Below are 18,135 nucleotides of genomic sequence, written 5' to 3' on the forward strand. Positions count from 1 at the left end.
GATCGAACTTCCTCCTGACGACTCACCTGACTGGGGGAGTGGGGAGTTGACTGTTGACTGTTGACTGTTGACTGTTAACAGTTGACTGTTGTGATTGGTGATTAGTAGCAGCTAACAACTCCCCATGCCCCATGCCCCATGCCCCATGCCCCATGCCCCATGCCCCATGCCCCATGCCCCATGCCCCATGCCCCATGACTGCTTAAAATCCAAAAGTCCGCTTACCATCCGGCTTAACAGTAAGCCAATTGGTCTTTGCCATGGCCAGTTGTTCCTCAGAAACTGTAGCGTTGGTAAGATTCGCCCCGCACAAATTTGCTCCCCGCAAATTCGCCTTAGTCAAATAAGCCCCCGTCAAGTCAGCGCCTCGGAAATCCGCCCCTTCAAAATTGGCAGTGCTGCAATAAGCCTCAGTCAAGTTAGCATCTCGCAAATTCGCCTGAATTAACCTCGCGTGACCCAAATTCGCCCCCGACAAATCCGCTGCTTGCAAATTTGCCTTCACCAACCTAGCCTGATAAAAATTCCCCCCCGCTAACTGCGCTTTTTGCAGTTGCAAACCCGACAGTTCGCAGTCAGCAAAATCGCGCTTGCCTTTATAATAAGCCGCTCGCAAGCTGTTGGTGTCCCACTTAGGAGCAACTTTCGATAGCTTTGACGCTGCTAAATTGCCACTAGAAGGTCCAACCGTTCCAAAAGTTCTGCCGGACTCAGCCAGAGTCCGGGAAACTCTCGGCTGCATCCCCGTGTTCCCGGATTGGCTGAAGGAAGTTCTACCAGCGCGGGTGTGGTTCGATCGTAAATCTTGATTAATTTTGCTCTCAGGCCGTGACCACGAAGAACCCTCGTCATTAAATATTGTCGGTTCTTCAACTGCACGAGAAGAGCCGTTGAATTGAGTTGCCAAGCCATCCATAAGACTTGGGTCTTCAAATTCGCCGGAGAGAGCTCTGAGGACATCTGCTGCCGATTGGAAGCGGTGGCCAACCATCGGCTTGAGCATTTTTTCTAGAATTCGCGCAAAATATGGGCTCACCTGAACGTGGGGCTGCCAAACAATTTCGCCGGTTACTCCATCAAAATCTAAATCCTTGGGCGATTTTCCTGTCAGCAAGTACAAGCAAGTCATGCCCACCGCGTAGATATCGCTGGCAAATATCGGTCGCAGCGCCATTTGTTCCGGGGGAGCGAAACTAAATGTGCCGACTGAAAATTTCGTGTTGGCGCTTTGGTCGGCGGGGTCTAATAATATTGTTTGGCTAACTTGGTCTTTTACTGCTCCGAAGTCAATCAGAACTAAGTGGCCGTCTTGAACTCGGCGAATAATATTTGCCGGTTTGATGTCTCGGTGAATTACTCCTTGGCTGTGGATATATTGCACTACTGGCAGAATTTCTAATAGAAAATTTTTAACGTCCGATTCGTTGAAACGGCCTGAGTGCTTGACTTCTTGTTTCAAAGTCGAGCCTTTAACATACTCTTGAACTAAGTAAAATTGCTGTTCGGTTTCAAAATAGTCTAGCAGCCTCGGTACTTGCGGGTGGTCGCCCAGTTGGCCGAGGGTTTTCGCCTCTCGCTTAAATAATTCCCGCGCCATTTCTAAAACTCGCGGCGACAAACTACTGGGTCGCAGTTGCTTGACTACACAACTCGGTTGACCGGGCAATGAGATGTCTTTTGCCAGAAATGTAGCTCCAAAACCTCCTTGCCCTAACGGTTCAATGACTCGGTAGCGAGCGCGCAGCAATAACCGCGCACCGCAAGTCTGACACTGAAGAATAGAGTCAGCAGGGTTTTGAGGATGGGGACAGCCCGGATTTACGCAGTAGCTCATATTGATTGAGTTTGCCTATGTTGTTCTGATCTTGTCAGCGTCGCTCGACTGCACAAATAGCCTGTTCCTGCTTCTGGTAGACATACTAATCTATCAGTTTTCGGCAAGCCGTGCCTTCGATTGCGAATTGGAATTGCACCTAAGTCTTTTATGCCGATATCTTTTCCCTATTTTGATTATCTCGCTGGTTTGAGTTTTTTCGGTTGATTATCCTTGAAGATAGTTTAAAGACTTGCTAAAGTTGTGCTTTTTTGTGTAAAGTCTTTCTAAACTTAAGTGCTTTTTGCGTTGTTAGATGTATCTAGCATACCTCATTCTCTGAATGAGAATGCTACTCATCCCCCAGTAGACATCTACCTTTGGGCAGATCCCTCGTTTTTGCTGATGTGTACCCTAAAAGTCTTGACAAATTTAAATTAGTATGCTATGAAAAGCTTTCCCGAATAAATTCTGGGACTCAAAAGTCGTAGCCCGTCGGCGCCGACTAATGACTAATCACTACAGAGCACTGACAACTAACTACTGATCTAAATTATGCGTATTTCTCTAAAGTGGCTGCAGGAATTGGTGGATGTGGCAATATCGCCGGAAGAATTAGCCGAAACTCTGACAATGGCAGGCTTTGAAGTTGAAGAAATCGAAGACCGCCGCCCGTGGGCAAGCGGCGTAGTTTTGGGCAAAATCATCGCCTGCGAACAGCATCCGAATGCAGATAAATTGAGAGTTTGTCAAGTGAATGTCGGCTCAGGTGAAGCTTTGAATATTGTTTGCGGCGCACCGAACGCTAGGGCAGACATTTACGTGCCTGTCGCTGTTGTCGGCACTTATTTATCGACTATTGATTTAAAGATTAAACCTGCTAAATTGCGGGGCGTTCCTTCCGAAGGAATGATTTGCTCTCTGGCGGAATTGGGACTATCTAAAGAGTCAGCCGGCATTCACATTTTCGAGTTAGAAAATCCAGAATTGGGCAGCGATATTCGCCCGCTTTTGGGTTTAGATGACGTGATTTTAGATTTGACAGCAACTGCCAACCGTGCTGACGCTTTGAGCATGGTTGGTGTAGCGCGGGAAGTGGCGGCGCTGACTGGGGCGAGTTTGAGAATTCCCGCAGCGAATGATGTTGCGATTGAGGGCAAAGAAAGTCCTGGTTTGGCAGTAGAAATATCAGAACCGCAAGGATGCCCGATTTACATCGGCACAGCAATTGAAGGTGTGAAAATTGGTGCTTCTCCAGCTTGGTTGCAGCAGCGGTTGCAGGCGGCGGGAGTGCGACCAATTAATAATGTGGTTGACGTGACTAATTACATTTTATTGGAATGGGGACAACCGCTGCACGCTTTCGATCGCGATCGCCTGCAATCTTTCACAGGTACTCAAGATATCAGCATCGGCGTCCGCTTTGCCAAAACAGGCGAATCCTTCAAAACTTTGGACGGACAAAACCGCAATTTGCAAGCTCAAAATCTGTTAATTACTGCTAGCGACAAACCTGTAGCTTTGGCTGGCGTAATGGGCGGCGAAGACACGGAAGTTCACGAAGGAACCCAAAATTTAGTCTTGGAAGCGGCGATTTTTGACCAGGCAACGATTCGCCGTTCTGCGCGCGCTCAAGGCTTGCGGAGCGAGGCATCGATCCGCTACGAGCGGGGGGTGAATCAGGCGGCTTTGACGACGGCCTGCAACCGCGCTGTTGCCCTAATTTTGGAGTTGGCTGGAGGCACTGCGACGGTGCAGAAAACGGCGAGTTCCGGCGAGGATTTGAGTTTTTCGCGATGGCTCGAATTGCGTTTAGACCGAGTAAATCTAGTTTTAGGACAGTTAAAAAGAGGAGCAACGGGCGGTTCTAAATATCTGGAACCAGAAGAGGTGAAAAATATTCTGACAGCCTTGGGATGCGAAGTTGTTCCAACGGAAAAAGAGCGAGTTTGGAATGTGACTGTGCCGCCTTACCGCTACCGGGATTTAGAAAGGGAAATTGATTTAATTGAAGAAGTTGCCAGACTCCACGGTTATGACAATTTCTGCGATACTTTGCCTAGCAAAACGGAACCTGGTTATCTGTCACCGGAATATGCGGCAATTCGGAATGTGCGATCGGCTTTTCGGGCGGCCGGTTTGACGGAGTTGATGCACTATTCTTTGGTGAAAACTGAGGGAGACAATCAGGTTGTGCTGGCGAATCCGCTGTTTGTGGAGTATTCGGCTTTGCGGACAGAAATGCTGTCGGGTTTGATTGATGCTTTCCAGTACAATTTGGAACAGGGAAATGGGGCGCTAAACGGTTTTGAAGTCGGCCGCATTTTCTGGAAAGATGGGGATGCAATGAAGGAAGCCGATGCAGTTGCGGGGATTATTGGCGGCGATCCGACTGTGTGGAAATGGCAGCAGGGAGGGCGCGATCGACCTTTGAGTTGGTTTGAGGCTAAGGGGGTTTTAGAAAGCGTGTTTCAGGGGTTGGGTTTGGCGGTGGAATATCAAAGCGATTCCTCTAATACACGCTTGCATCCTGGCCGCACGGCGGCGTTATCGTTAAACGGGAAACATTTAGGGGTTTTTGGACAGTTGCACCCGCAATTGCAGCAAGAAAAGGATTTGCCTGAGCAGGTTTACGTGTTTCAATTAGATTTAGCGGTGCTGTTAAGTCAATTAGGGCGATCGAACAACTTAACTCGCAAATTCGCGGGTTATTCGAGTTTCCCCGCTTCTGACAGAGACATTGCATTTTTCGCACCGGTTGAAGTTCCGGTTGTAGATATGCAGAGTGCAATGAAAAAGGCGGCGGGTAGTTTGCTGGATTCGGTGGAACTGTTTGACGAATATCGAGGCGACAACGTGCCGGCGGGACAGCGGAGTTTGGCTTTTCGGTTAGTTTACCGCGCGGGCGATCGAACTTTGAGCGAAACCGATGTCGAACCAGCCCAACAAAAAGTGCGCGATGTCCTAGTTGAGAAATTCGGCGTTAGTTTGAGAAGCTAATTGTAGGGGCGGTGCTAAAAGTGCCGGCCCTCTCTCGACTTCTTGCACGCAAAGACTAAGAAACCGGGTTTCTTCCAAGATGTACCGCCATCAACCAACTATTAACAGAGAAACCCGGTTTCTGCGGCCAAGCGAGTCCTAAATTTGTTGAACAAGTTAATAACTTAACGGCCGCAACATCTCCCGCACAAAAAAAGAACAATCAGGAAACTGCAGAAGAGAAATACTATCACCATCCGCAAGAACTACCCGACTTTGATAACCATCCTGACTCGGTTCTCGAAAAACGTGGAGTTGCCGATTATTCACATCCAAAACCCAATAATCAGTAATTCCCGACTCAGCATAAATTTTCGCTTTAATCCCGCAATCCGTTCTCAGCGTAGTATCCGCAACTTCAATAATCAGATAAATTTCTGAAGGAATTGGATGGTGGTCTTCATAGTAAAGTGGATCTGGTATAACTACAGAAAGATCCGGTTCGGGTTGCGAGTAATTATTCATCCGAACCGGGTCTTGCAGCCGCACAAAAATCTGTTCTCCTAAACGGTTATCCAGTAATACCTTCGTGCGCGCAATCGCCGCACCGTGAGCCGTTCCCTTTGCTGCCATCTTTACTATCTGTCCTGCTAGTAATTCCACCCGTTCATCTTCGTCAAAAATACCAATTTCCGTCATCCGGTCATATTCTTCAACTGTCAGCAGACGAATGTCTAATAAAGTCATAGTAACCTCCTTCTCTCTAACAAACCTCTCTCTTCTTCCCTCTCTTCCTCAGCGACCTCTGCGCCCTCTGCGGTTAATCAATTTTATCCTAAAAAAACTCGTCAAATCCTGCTACTCTTATTGTACAATTATTTTTAAACAAATTTATCCAAGGCTCAAAACCGTGACCAAATATGTGATGTGGGGAAGTTACTGCGAAGACGTTCTCGAAAAACGCGCTCCGTTTCGAGACGCTCATTTAGCCGGATTGGCTAAGCAGAAGGAATCGGGCGTGTTAAGTACGATCGGGCCAACGAAAGATTTAACAAAAGTTTTTGCAATTTACGAAGCGGAAGATGAGGCTGCTGTGCGACAATTAGTTGAAGCCGATCCTTATTGGGTAAATGGGGTTTGGACTGAGTACGATGTGAAAGAGTGGATTCAAGCTTTTTGAAGGGGTTAACAGGGTGAACATCTTAAGATTGGATGACAGCGATTTAGTTCCAGTTGACTATGGCGATTTGCTGGACAAGATTTTAGAAACATTGCAGACTAAAAACCCATTTAGCGTGTCGGACTATTCCCGTCGCTTGTTAATTGATATTGATGCCATTGCTGCTGATGTTGCAAAATTACCAGTGCGAAAACCCTTGGGAGATTTTGAACGTCAAGCAGATTCTGCCACTGTTAACTTACAGCCGGAAATTGAAGAGCATTTTGGTGGTCAAATCAGGGAGATTCAACAGTGTTTGCGGCAGCAATTAGAATCAATTTTAGGAAAAAGTGTTGCAATTGAAAATTTTGTCAATAGCTTAACCAGTCCTCTAGAGTCTTTTAAAGGCAGTGGAAGTCAGTTAGGCCTCAAATACGATTTCGACAAAAAACATCACAATTTGCAAAAAAAGAAGCTAACTTTGGAACCCTTGGGCACTGGAAGCAATTCCTTGCTCAAGTTTCACAAAGTTACTATTTCTGTCCGGAATGCAAATATTTTTCAACAAGAATTGCAAGAAGGTTTAAAAAATTATATTGATGAAAAAGCTCAGACTGAGGATGACAATGATGAACTCAATCGACTGCTTCAGGAAATGTTGACAGATGAAACTTCTAGTTTTCATCGATTAGTGCGAATTGTCGATAAAGAAACTATAGGTCAACTAAAAAAAGAAGCAAAAATTACTTATTTAGAATATATTTTAGCAAACGTCAGCCCAGATAAAGCCAACGACAGAGGCTGCATTTATTTACGAGATTTGATCCGGCGCTTGCGGTTGATAGAACAGTATATCAAAGACGCTGATAAAGTTGAGGGAGACTATCTGGTTAACTATCAGGAGACTAAGATTAATTATAAAGATATGTTTTCGCGATCGGAAGCTTTGGATGCGCTGCCCATTATTCCGATTATAGCAGGTAATCTGGGAGAAACGACCGATACTTCTGGGGGCGATCGCCAATTTGTCTTTGGCTTAAAACTCAAGTTTGGCAATCCAGTTCCATCCCACGGCGCAGATAGCGTATTTGACTACAATCTCAATGTGCTAAATCCCGACAGCCCGGAACACCTAGCCGCTTTGGAGGAACCAGCTTATCACGAAACTTTCTTTCGACAGGTACTAAAAATAGCATTTTTATACTATTTTGTATTTGCTTCTAACAGCAATCCGCTAGATCCAAATTATAACCCCGAATCTGAACTTGATTACGATCCGATCGCCAATTTCGATCGCAAAGTATTTCCCGTACTGAATGAATCTAACGAAGATGCGAAAAAAGAGCTCTTTCGCAATTTCCTAAAAGGGTTTGAGAAGTTTAATATCGAGACAAAAATCAACAGCATCAAAAAGTTTTTGAAAGATTTCATCAAAGCAAAAACTATTTTGCAGCCTTGCACAGAACCGCGACACATCTTAATTGAAACAGGCATCCTCAGAAAAGTAAATAATACTTTGACAACGGGTAAATTTTTCAAAGAAGTAGTGCAGCGCAATCCCAAGGAAACCCTTCAGTATATTTCCGTGGGACAGCCGAATGTCAGCCCCGAAGCTATTTGTCAATTGCCAGTCAATATTACCATTGAAGATATTCGCTATTTCTCAACTGATGAATTCCAAAGTTTCAGCATGGAATACAGCATCAAAGGTATCCAGGCTTTGCCTATACTTTCGGTTCCGACTGCCAAGCGTTCTCAAGAAATTTTAAATGAAAATTTTAAGGGTAAATTAGTTGTGTTTCCCTACGAATACCGACGCTTAGATAGCCAAGGAGGTTTCAAACAAGAAGCAGCTTTTGTTTACAAGTTTGTGGTTTTGCTGCTGTCGTATATTTGCTTGCGAATCTTGTTGAAAAAATTACCAAATAATACATTCGTGCCGATAGTTAGAATTCACGAAGGCGACCACGATCATCCTTTCCCTTCGGAAAAGTTTATGAGGCATCTTTCCAAAACATTATCTCACATTTTGAGTGAAAACCACCGAACCAACTCCCAGGGATTCCGCATCAGAGGCACTTTGAGTGCTTTTAAAATCAGAAACGGTTTGAGTTCGCTGTATTCAATACTTCCTAAAAAATTTCGATTCAACAACGTGCAGCTATCTCCAGAATTGGATAATTTAGCGATTATTGCAGTATCTACAAGAGACAGCGACGCGAGAAAAGGTAGGAGCGATAATCGCGCATCGAGAAAAGCCTGTTTGCTGGGCGAAGTTAACGGAATCAGGCGCTACGAAGACGGAACTATTCAAGTCGGATTGCTGAAAACTTTCTCCGCAAATTATAGCCTTGAGCATCTTTATACTCAACCATCAATTCTCGAAGATATTGTCAGCCAGTTGTACAAGCGAGGATATCGAAATTTTCTGTATATCTCGCAAGCACCTTATATGAGTACGCTGCACATTACTCAAAATGATGAAGACGAGAAATTATTTTTCCTGTCCAAAGATATTATCCGCACCTTGAAAGGAGAGCGACAAGATATTAGAATTTATCCGGTATTCCTTGATAAATACTACGTTCACAGTCCCCAAAAGCATCGGGGAGAATCTTTTTATATTCAAGATACAGCGGAACTTGCTAACTTATTTGCAGATCCGAGCAAGCAAGCCGCGATGTTTTTCAATCTGTTTAATGGGATTACAGTAGAACAAGGGGAAAAGAATTTTTACAATGGGGTAATTTCCTATTCGACACTGTTGAATATTTACGAGGGAATTCTCGACGATCAAAATATTCGCCAAGGCTTGATTTATGATAGTGAAATTAAAGATACTTTATTGCACTATTTGACAATTTTTCACTTTTCTAAGTACGAAGCACGCCAACAAATTAGCTTGAAACTCGATCCGTTTGGTCGCATTATTGGCGAGTCATCCGTTGGTGCTTTATCTGAATTCAGTCACGCGGATGGAAGTGCTACTTTTAATTCGTTGGCATTTTTGAACAAGGTAAGAGAAGTGTTAAATGTAGCAGATTGAGGTCTAAAATAATGATAGCAGCAAACTTCGGTCGCCTCTTTGAAGTTGGATTTAATATCGGGATTCTGGCTGGCATTCAGGAGGAAAAAATCTCTCACAATTTCGGCGATTCTTACCGCCGAGATTTGCAGCAGATAGAGTTTTCCAAGATGGTAGCCGAAATTATCAAGTCGCATAATATCCCAAGCAGTTTTAACATTAAAATAGTTGAAAAATGGAGCTTGTTTTATCTACAGAAAGGCTTTTTGGGCGGCTTGAATTTTTTCCGGGAGTACCTGAAAGCTATTGGTGGAAAACCACAGCAGTTAAAAATTTTGTACTATCAGTGCAGTTTTACTAAAACTAACAGCATTGGAACTTATGCTAAAGAGGATACAGAAGGTTTTAGAGAAGTTTTATTGCAACTCGAAGCCCTGAAACCTAGTTTATCAACTGCTGACATTAATTTGTACATCAATCGCTACTCAAAAACGGGTGAATTTCTGTGGGCGGATACGCTTTTGCTGCTACAAAAAGGTAAGAAATTTAGAATTTTGTGTGTTGATTTATCTGTGTTTTCTCCGGCTGCTACTGAGATGCCTGATTTGCATGAAGTTGAGGTGATGCGGAAACTGTTGGGGAGAGAAATTAGCTATTTGCGATCGAAAAGTGTGTTTTCTAACCTGGGAATCGATACCAGCACTTTAGGAATTGATTTTTCACAGGAGTTGCAAGACTATTTTAAAGCTTTTAACTATCAGGATAAGGAAACCACGAAGTTAATTCAAGCGGGTAGCTACTCTCACAGTTTCTATAATTTTTTGGAAAAAACAGATATACTTTCAAGCAATGCTGAGGTATTGTTTAATGTAGTCGGTTATAGCGATCGCACTGTTAATGCTATTTCGCTAGGTAAAGACAAAATTAACTTTTTGTCAACTTGTTCGCAAATTTACAAAAATAAAGATACATATAAAGATATTAACATTGCTCGGAGCGAATTTTTCAAAGTTATCCAAATCAACGCGGCTCACAGTTTTAAAGAAGGCAGGAAGTTTGTTGATGATTTGTTAGCAATCGGGAAAGAGGCTAGTTTTATACCTCATACTGAGCGGATTGATGGTTTTGCTAATTCCATCGATATTATATCAGATAAACTGGCAGATGATTTGCAAGTTTCGCGCGGATCGCATCTGAGAAATGCTCACGCTGAATTAATTGTCAAAGCACTGGAATCTGATGAAACTTACGTTTTTTTGACGGGGAATCCGGGAATAGGTAAAACAACTGCGATCGCAAATTTCCTCAAAAAGCATATAGACGATGGTTTCCTGTTTTTTTATGTCAGTCCCCGCAAGCAAGTAAACTTAGATATCATCGAGAATTTTAAAGACAAAAAAACAGATTTACTTTTTGATAATCGCCTTTTTTGTATTAACACAAACTCTGATATTATTGCCAGCAATGGGGGACGGCGTACCATCAGGTACCAATCAAATAATCGCAATGAGGATTTCACAGAAAAAACAGTTCGTTTCCTCAAAGACAATCCAGAAAATCAGAGAAGAGAATATCACCAGCGGCAAATTGAAAGAAAAGGGGAAACCGTACTTCAACCAACCAATATCAAAACTCTGGGAGTGCTAAACAGCACTTGCGATGCAGTTTATGCCCTGATTAATAATGGTGAAATTTCTAATAATATTATCGCCACGGTTTCTATCCAGTCTTTGAAAGCAACTGAAAACGGGGAAAATACTTTAAAACACTTTGCAAAGATATTTCAAGATGTTTTCAATAAACGGACAGGAAAAGTTGTTTCTGCTAAGATGCAGGAAATATCCCGCCGGATTAAACACTTATTCATCATGATAGATGAAGTTACGGGAGATGATGGGGGTGTGGAGTTTTTGTCAGGAATTACGGAAATTGTCCAAGATTATGAGTTGGCGGATAAGCGGCACGGTTTTAATACTAAAATTATTGTAGCAGATGCTTCGATTGTTGACCCCGATGTCATCAAACAGCACTTGAGCGATACCTCGCCGGAACCGGATAAAATCTATTTCAAAAATGTAGATAAAAATGCTCAGGAAATCCCGCCTTTGCAAGTCATACCTTTTGAATTCAAACGGTTAGCTGCTAAAGTTATCAATACGAATTCCTATCCCGCTAGCAGTTTAGAGATAACTTATAAGGTATTTGTAGAGGCTGTAAAGTTTACTGAAAATACTGCTTTAAATCCCAAAAATGATTTAGTTAAATCAGTACAGTCTGAAATAATTGAAGATATCAATCAGCGGTTAGCAATACCGGGAGTTGAACAAATTATCGTCTACATTCAGGATAAGCGAAGATTGGCGGAGTTAATTGATAAAATTCAAGAAAAACGAGAATTTAACCGCTATAAAGATTATCTGGAAGTCCACGCGAATATCTCGGAAGAGGAGAAAGAGCAAATACAAAAGTGCAAAAATAAAGTTAAAGTAATCTTTATGACTGCATCGGGAAGTCGCGGCTTGTCTTTCCCTAAAAATAAGCATATTTTAGTGGATATTCCCCGCTTTCAGATTGAGAAAAATCTGATGGAAGTCATACAGGTGATTTATCGCGGGCGTGGGGAAGATGAACACGGTAATACGCTGGATGGTGAAGCTAAGGAGTTGGTTTTTTACTTGTCTGATACAGCAGTTTACTATGCAGATGATGCCGAACTTTCGCTACAAGAAAGCAAGTTGAGTTTGTTGAATTTGCTGCTAATTCTTAAGACTGCGGTGATGACACGGATTGTGGGATATGGATATTTGGGTAGGGAAAAGTTTTTGATGATTCCGATTGGCGGGAAGTCGATTTCTGCTGTGGGCGATACTTTTAGTAGCAAGATGGCTTCTTTAATTAAAATTTTGAAAAGCGAACATCGCAGCAACCCAGGAAATAAGTTGTTACAGGATGTTTGTCAAGGTCTGGAGGAGCTTTTGAGCTGTGCGGAGTTTGTTTTGAAAAATTCTGATAAGTCTCGTGTAACGGGCGATTCTTACCTGGAATTGCGGGATGATTTTAATCGCAAGTTTTTGCAGATGTGCAATCCTCTTGAGGGTTTGTTGGGTTGTGGTAATCTAGAGATTGGTCATGTTTGTGGTAGTTTGTTATTAGTGCCTTTGGCTGATAAAAGTTTGCAGGAAAACTACCAGATGGCGCTGAATAGGGAAATTCGGAAATGTTTAGATGCTAAGTTGCTGCAAAAAATGGAGCACATCAGGGATAGCAAATCTTACCCTGAGAATTTACGATCGGCAATTAGAGGAGGTGCGATCGAGCTTTTGCAGTTTCTCAACAGCGATGTGGAGAAAACTCAGTATTTTGAAGAGCAGAGTCAGCAGTTCGATCGCTATTATGCCATACCGCTGTTTGCTTTTGTCAGCGCTGAGGAAATGAAAGAGTATTTTGCTGACAGCAGGCTGGAAGAACCGGAAGATAGGCGGTTTCGGGATATTTTGTCGGCTTATGTGCGATCGATCTACCCTGTAGATAGTGTAATGCCGATCGGACACAAGTATCGAGACTTCCCATTTATCGTGTTTAGAAGCTACAGTTTAGAGCAAAGTCGAGAAAAGATTTTTACAGATAAATATCTTTTAAGTTCCAACGAGTTGAACGTGCTCAATTTAATTTTGTCGAAGCAGATAAACTAGACCTCTTGCATTCCCAAGCTTTCAATTCCTTCAATAATCTGCGTTTATCTGTGTTTATCTGCCTTGCATCTGCGGTTTCTGTATCAATCAAAGACTTATGCAATGCAAGCCTACTGAAACTTGTAGGCTGCGTCAGCTAGCTGTCACCCTATCTGCAGAGAAAATAAAACTCCTCCGACGCACCCTACTTGCTACTTGCTAACTTCAAAAGGCGTGGATTTTCCCCCCAAAGCTTCGACGATGGTGCGAGTATTAGCCGACATCATTTTCACATAAGAATCGCCCTCGCTTCCGGGCGCCCCAATCGAATCCGAATAAAGTTGCTGCGCCGCCAATTTCACCCCCGCTTCCTCCGCCACAGTTCTAATCAGTTGCGGGTTAATTGTAGTCTCGGCAAAAATAGCAGGTACTCCCGCAGCTTTCACCGCTTCTACTAACTTTTGCACCGTTTGAGCGCTCGGCTGTTCCTCCGTACTAATCCCGATCAAACTGTCAGCAATTCCCAATCCGTAAATCCGGCTGTAATATTGAAAAGCATCGTGAGTTGTTACTAATTTGCGCTGGTTTTCGGGAATTGTTTTAATCTCTTGTTCGATCCAAATATCCAAACGTTTTAACTCTTCAGTAAGTTTCACAGCATTCTGCGTAAACTTCTCCCGATCTTCCGGCGACAGGTCTATTAGCGCATCCCGAATTGCTTCTACCATTTGAACTACATTTTCCACATTTCCCCAAACGTGTGGATCGGGTACGGTATTGCCTTCTTTATTCAGTAGCAAAGGCTTGACAACTTCCCCTACTGCTAATTTCCGCGCCTTAATTCCGGCGGCATTCATCATCCTAATTAATCCCGGTTCCAAGTTGTAACCGTTATACAAAATTAAGTTAGCTTGTTCTAAAGCTTGAGAATCTTTTGGCACCGGTTCGTAAACGTGAGGATCGGTTCCCGGCTGCAAAATTCCTGTTAGCTGAATTTCGCCACCCGCTACTCGATCGGTCAAATCCTCAATAATTGTGCTAGTAGCAACTACCTTGGGTTTAGCATCTGCCTGTGGAGAGAGGCGATCGCCCTGGGTTGAAGCACAACTAAATAAACCCACAGTCAAAATGCCGCAAGCAATAGTTCTAATCCAAAATGCCTTGGACTTGTCCCATCCAGGGGCGGCGGTTTCAATCCCCGACTCACCGCTAAACTCTCCTTTATCGGATTGCTTCACAATTGCCGTCGGTTTTAGCTCACATCTTGCACCATTCTCAATAACCCTTGTCTGGGCGGGCATCTTGCCCACCCCACAGGAAGACTCACTCTTTGTGGAACAGGCATCTTGCCTGTTATTGAGAAGGGTGCAAGATATCAGTTTTAACCGATTTGAGATTTTCGCCGCCAAACCTATGGTTTGAGGGGTTTCGAGCTGGCACTGTCGCATTATCTACCTCTCCTGCGTTCCAGATTATTCCTATTTACCGATGATTTCATATTCTTTTCATTTTTACAGTAAACTTAATAAAAAGGAGATAGACTCACCCCCATGAATACCGCCGCATTGCCCAACGAGAATCCTTGGTCTAAAATGGTTTGCGACCTCAAAGACAGCGCTACCGACACTGAAATTATCGCTGTTAAGCACTTAGCAGTAAACTACCGCACGGTAGAGGCACTCCGAGATATCAATCTTTCCGTCAAACCGGGAAGGCTGACGGGTATTATTGGCCCCAATGGTGCCGGCAAAAGCACGCTGATCAAAGCAATGTTGGGCTTAATTCCGGCAGCTCGCGGCACTGTTACCTGGGGCCAAGAAGCGATCGCCGATCGACTCGAAACAGTAGCCTACGTGCCCCAGCGATCGCAAATTGACTGGAACTATCCCGCCACGGTTTGGGATGTCGTGATGATGGGAAGAGTCAGAAAAGCCGGATGGTTTCGCCGCTTCTCCGCAGCTAGCCGCCGCACCGCTGCCGATGCCTTAGAAAGAGTAGGCATGAGTGCTTACAAAGACAGACCGATCGGACAACTTTCCGGCGGACAGCAACAGCGAGTATTTCTAGCGAGAGCCTTAGCCCAAGAAGCCGCTATTTTCTGCTTTGACGAGCCGTTTGTCGGCGTTGACCAAAAAACTCAAAATATCATTTTCGACATCTTCCACCAGCTAGCAAATGCCGGGAAAATCGTCTTAGTAGTCAACCATGACTTAGGCGAATCAATTACCAATTTTGATGATTTAATTTTGCTTAATACAGAATTGATTGCCGCTGGTTCCCGCCAAGAAGTGCTAACCCAAGAAAACCTTTACCGCGCCTACGGCGGACAAGTAATGTTTTTTGCCGGACAAGCCGCTTAATTAGCCAGCAGTCATTAATCTACGAGTTACGTTTTTGAACTCAGTTTCTTGGGTAATATTGGGTTTGGCAACGATCAATCTCCCCTTAAAGCCGGTTGCTTTGGTTGTTAGTCATTAGTTAACTGTGATGTTATAAATTTTATGCTACAAACCTTAATTGAGCCGTTGCAGTACGGATTCATGCAGCGATCGCTCGTAATTGCCATTCTCGTCGGCATCGTCTGCGCGATCGTCGGCAGCTACCTAATGGTACAGCGGCTGGCCTTGCTCGGAGACGCCATCAGCCACTCGGTTTTGCCCGGATTGGCGATCGCATTTATCCTCGGAGCAAATATCTTTATCGGCGCGTTCATTGCCGGAGTTTTGAGTACAGTAATCATAGCTTGGATCAAAGCTCGATCGACAATTAAAGAAGACGCCGCAATGGGCATCGTATTTTCCGCATTCTTCGCCCTCGGCATCACCTTAATTACGATCGTCCAAAAAGACAACAAAATCGACCTCAACCACTTTCTTTTCGGCAACATCCTGGGCGTGACTGTCGAAGATGCGATCGACACAGCCGTTATTGTCGCCGTAGTATTATTAGTTGTAGTAGTCTTTTACAAAGAACTGCTATTTTACACATTCGATCCATTAGGAGCGCAAGCAACAGGTTTGCCAGTAAACCTGCTCAACTTTGGACTGATGGTACTCATCGCCCTCACAATAGTTGCCAGCCTCAAAGCCGTTGGCGTAGTGCTAGTCTTGTCCCTATTAATTACACCCGCAAGTACCGCCTATCTCCTAGTGACTCGCCTGCACCAAGTAATGATTTTAGGCGCAATAATCGGAGTGATTTCCAGTATTAGCGGAATGTATCTCAGCTACTTCTATAACTTACCATCCGGCCCCGCAATAGTTTTAGTTGCATCGGGATTCTTTGTGCTATCATTGCTGTTCAGTCCCACTCAAGGAATCCTTACCCAGCCCCGCACACACTCCGGTCAAATGCCTCCAATATGGCGGGAATTAAAAAATTTAACTAAAGGCCGATAACAATTAACTTTGTGTTAACGATTCAGCCCCGCCCCTCCAATTTTCAATAACAATCTGCGTTAATCAGCGTTCATCTGCGGTTCAAAAAAGCCTCTCGAATTAATCCGCGTAACTGTGAATCGTTGGCTGCATCCAGATTGTGTAAAAACGGTTTTTTTTAGGATTGCGAGAAAGCAAGAATGGGATGATATCGAATCTGGCGATCGCACCTGCGAACTATTCGTCACAAAAGACAGTACAATAACAAAAGTTAAAATTTCACCCAAACAGAGCTACTCAGTTAAAAAACATGACAGTCAAAGTAGGAGACACCGCACCAGATTTTACCTTACCATCTCAAACTGGCACATCAGTCAGTCTCACAGATTTTAAAGGGAAAAAAAACGTCATAGTCTACTTTTATCCCAAAGACGACACACCCGGATGCACCACCCAAGCTTGCGCTTTTCGAGATAGCTACGAAGTCTTCAAAGACGCAGGTGCAGAAGTCATAGGAATTAGCGAAGATTCGCAACAATCGCACCAGAATTTTTCTGCCAAATATCAGTTACCTTTTACTTTGTTGAGTGATACGGGCAACAAAGTGCGGCAATTATACGGCGTTCCCCCTACCCTGTGGATTATGCCCGGTAGAGTAACTTATGTCATTGACAAAGAAGGCGTTGTCAAGCATATTTTTGACTCCATGTTAGACTTCAAAGCACACGTTGCAGAAGCACTAAAAGCTTTAGAAACCATCAAAATTTAGATGGATTTGCTTAAATATATTGTTGGTAGTGAGGACGAAAGTCCTCATGCCTCATTTTCTAAAAAACCCAGAAAAAACTAAGTTTATGACTGCGAACTAACGGTTTTTAGTGAGGAAGAAAGTTCTGAGAGTAGAGATTTTCCTCTACCAAATTTTTAAAATCTTGAATAGAGGGGGTTCTGGCAGCAAATTGACTCGGCCGAGTGTACTGATTCACCAGTTCGACAATCGAGATATTGGGGAAAGTAGGACTAACATCAGACTCAATATATTGTTCGGTTTGCAAGACGTTGATTTGTAGCCCTCGCCGTGCGTATGACCCAAGTTCGGGCACTCCTAGAATGTGACAATTCTCGAACTGCGTGCCAGAGGTGAGAGCAATTTATCTAGCTAAATCTGGGGGCGGAGCAACGCTCATCCATTTTCTATAGGAAATATCCGCAAAGTCCTTACTACGAATCATTATATTAAAAAACCAAGAAAGGACTAAAGTCCTTACTAAAAACTCGTGGTTCGTAGTAAGGACTTTAGTCCTTTTTTGCTAACGACTTGCAGCCATTAACAATTAGCAGTCAGCAATTATCTAGCTTTTCGCAACACTCGATTTTTCAGATGTAGCGCTTTCGGCAGTTTTGCCATTTTTGCTATTACCGTTACCGTTGCTGTGGCGGGGTTGGATAACTCCATAGCCGCTGTGACTCTTGCGTTCGTAGAGTACGTTAATTTCGCCTGTTTCCGCATTACGAAACATATAGAAATCGTGATCGATAATCTGCAATTGTTCCAAAGCTTCTTGCACCGTCATTGGAGGCATAGCAAAATACTTAGTCCGTACCACCTCAGCAGGAAGTTCGGGAGTTCGATCGCCAATCAGATCCGCTACTACAGGATGTTCCTCAACTACCGTAACCGTTTTGGCACTACTCTGGGTCTTATTGTCGTGGCGTTTTTCCTTAAATTTCCGCAGTTGACGAGCTATCTTGTCGGCAACCAAATCTATGCTGGCATACAGGCTTTCCGTGCTTTCCTCAGCCCGAATCACGCTGCCGTTAGCATAAATTGTCACCTCAGCAGTCTGCTTAGGATTGATCCTGGGGTTACGAGCCACCGATAGATGTATGTCCACTTCCGTCGTCAAAGTTTGAAAATGGCTAACTGCCTTTTCCACCTTTTGATTGACGTACTCGCGAATCGCATCGGTGATTTCTATATTTTTACCCTGGATAACAAGCTTCATAGAGCTCCCTCCCTTCTGTAACTTGGGTATATTTTATACAGTAGCACTATGTATTCTGGAAAACACTTATCTTCCAAATCTTTTATTATATGTTGACAATTCTTG

Annotated in this window: 12 protein-coding genes; 7 read left to right on the forward strand and 5 right to left on the reverse strand. The window is 43.7% G+C overall.

Annotation, left to right across the window (positions count from 1 at the left end):
• Positions 1-202: 202 nt before the first annotated feature.
• The gene (locus tag QUA25_RS05755; RefSeq protein ID WP_333036276.1) at positions 203-1,834 is read right to left on the reverse strand and encodes a serine/threonine-protein kinase; all 1,632 of its coding nucleotides are present in this window, start codon (positions 1,832-1,834) and stop codon (positions 203-205) included.
• Positions 1,835-2,368: 534 nt separating this feature from the next.
• On the opposite strand from QUA25_RS05755, the gene pheT reads away from it, so the two are divergent.
• Positions 2,369-4,813 carry a phenylalanine--tRNA ligase subunit beta gene (pheT, locus tag QUA25_RS05760; protein WP_333036277.1) on the forward strand — a complete coding sequence of 815 codons (2,445 nt, stop codon included), beginning with the start codon at positions 2,369-2,371 and terminating at the stop codon, positions 4,811-4,813.
• Between the two features lie 156 nt (positions 4,814-4,969).
• Here pheT and QUA25_RS05765 read toward each other — a convergent pair whose 3' ends face one another.
• Entirely contained in the window at positions 4,970-5,539 is a 570-nt protein-coding gene (locus QUA25_RS05765) for a Uma2 family endonuclease (protein WP_333036278.1), read from the reverse strand.
• 163 nt (positions 5,540-5,702) lie between these two features.
• Between QUA25_RS05765 and QUA25_RS05770 the strand changes: the two genes are divergently transcribed.
• Genes QUA25_RS05770 through QUA25_RS05780 form a run of 3 tightly spaced genes read left to right on the forward strand, consistent with a single transcriptional unit; the run spans position 5,703 to position 12,668 of the window.
• Positions 5,703-5,972 (forward strand): YciI family protein, encoded by a 270-nt coding sequence (locus QUA25_RS05770; RefSeq protein WP_190741349.1) that lies wholly within the window; start codon positions 5,703-5,705, stop codon positions 5,970-5,972.
• A 13-nt stretch (positions 5,973-5,985) separates the two neighbouring features.
• A complete protein-coding gene (locus QUA25_RS05775; RefSeq protein ID WP_333036281.1) occupies positions 5,986-8,997 on the forward strand; it encodes a hypothetical protein in 3,012 nt (1,003 codons plus the stop codon).
• Between the two features lie 11 nt (positions 8,998-9,008).
• Positions 9,009-12,668 (forward strand): helicase-related protein, encoded by a 3,660-nt coding sequence (locus tag QUA25_RS05780; RefSeq protein ID WP_333036283.1) that lies wholly within the window; start codon positions 9,009-9,011, stop codon positions 12,666-12,668.
• A gap of 191 nt (positions 12,669-12,859) precedes the next feature.
• Here QUA25_RS05780 and QUA25_RS05785 read toward each other — a convergent pair whose 3' ends face one another.
• A complete protein-coding gene (locus QUA25_RS05785; RefSeq protein ID WP_445305259.1) occupies positions 12,860-14,095 on the reverse strand; it encodes a metal ABC transporter substrate-binding protein in 1,236 nt (411 codons plus the stop codon).
• 102 nt (positions 14,096-14,197) lie between these two features.
• On the opposite strand from QUA25_RS05785, the gene QUA25_RS05790 reads away from it, so the two are divergent.
• From QUA25_RS05790 to QUA25_RS05800, 3 genes are all read left to right on the forward strand, one after another.
• Positions 14,198-15,007 carry a metal ABC transporter ATP-binding protein gene (locus tag QUA25_RS05790; RefSeq protein ID WP_333036284.1) on the forward strand — a complete coding sequence of 270 codons (810 nt, stop codon included), beginning with the start codon at positions 14,198-14,200 and terminating at the stop codon, positions 15,005-15,007.
• Positions 15,008-15,148: 141 nt separating this feature from the next.
• Positions 15,149-16,045 (forward strand): metal ABC transporter permease, encoded by an 897-nt coding sequence (locus QUA25_RS05795; RefSeq protein ID WP_333036285.1) that lies wholly within the window; start codon positions 15,149-15,151, stop codon positions 16,043-16,045.
• Between the two features lie 289 nt (positions 16,046-16,334).
• Positions 16,335-16,793, forward strand: coding sequence for a peroxiredoxin (locus QUA25_RS05800; protein ID WP_333036287.1), 459 nt, complete (start codon positions 16,335-16,337; stop codon positions 16,791-16,793).
• Positions 16,794-16,899: 106 nt separating this feature from the next.
• On the opposite strand, the gene QUA25_RS05805 is transcribed toward QUA25_RS05800, so the two are convergent.
• Together QUA25_RS05805 and hpf are read right to left on the reverse strand one after the other, a co-directional pair.
• Positions 16,900-17,079, reverse strand: coding sequence for a hypothetical protein (locus QUA25_RS05805; RefSeq protein WP_333036288.1), 180 nt, complete (start codon positions 17,077-17,079; stop codon positions 16,900-16,902).
• Positions 17,080-17,376: 297 nt separating this feature from the next.
• A complete protein-coding gene (gene hpf / locus QUA25_RS05810; RefSeq protein WP_190663308.1) occupies positions 17,377-18,030 on the reverse strand; it encodes a ribosome hibernation-promoting factor, HPF/YfiA family in 654 nt (217 codons plus the stop codon).
• Positions 18,031-18,135 lie beyond the last annotated feature (105 nt).

The sequence above is a fragment of the Microcoleus sp. Pol17C6 genome, from assembly GCF_036701145.1.
Lineage (GTDB): Bacteria > Cyanobacteriota > Cyanobacteriia > Cyanobacteriales > Microcoleaceae > Microcoleus.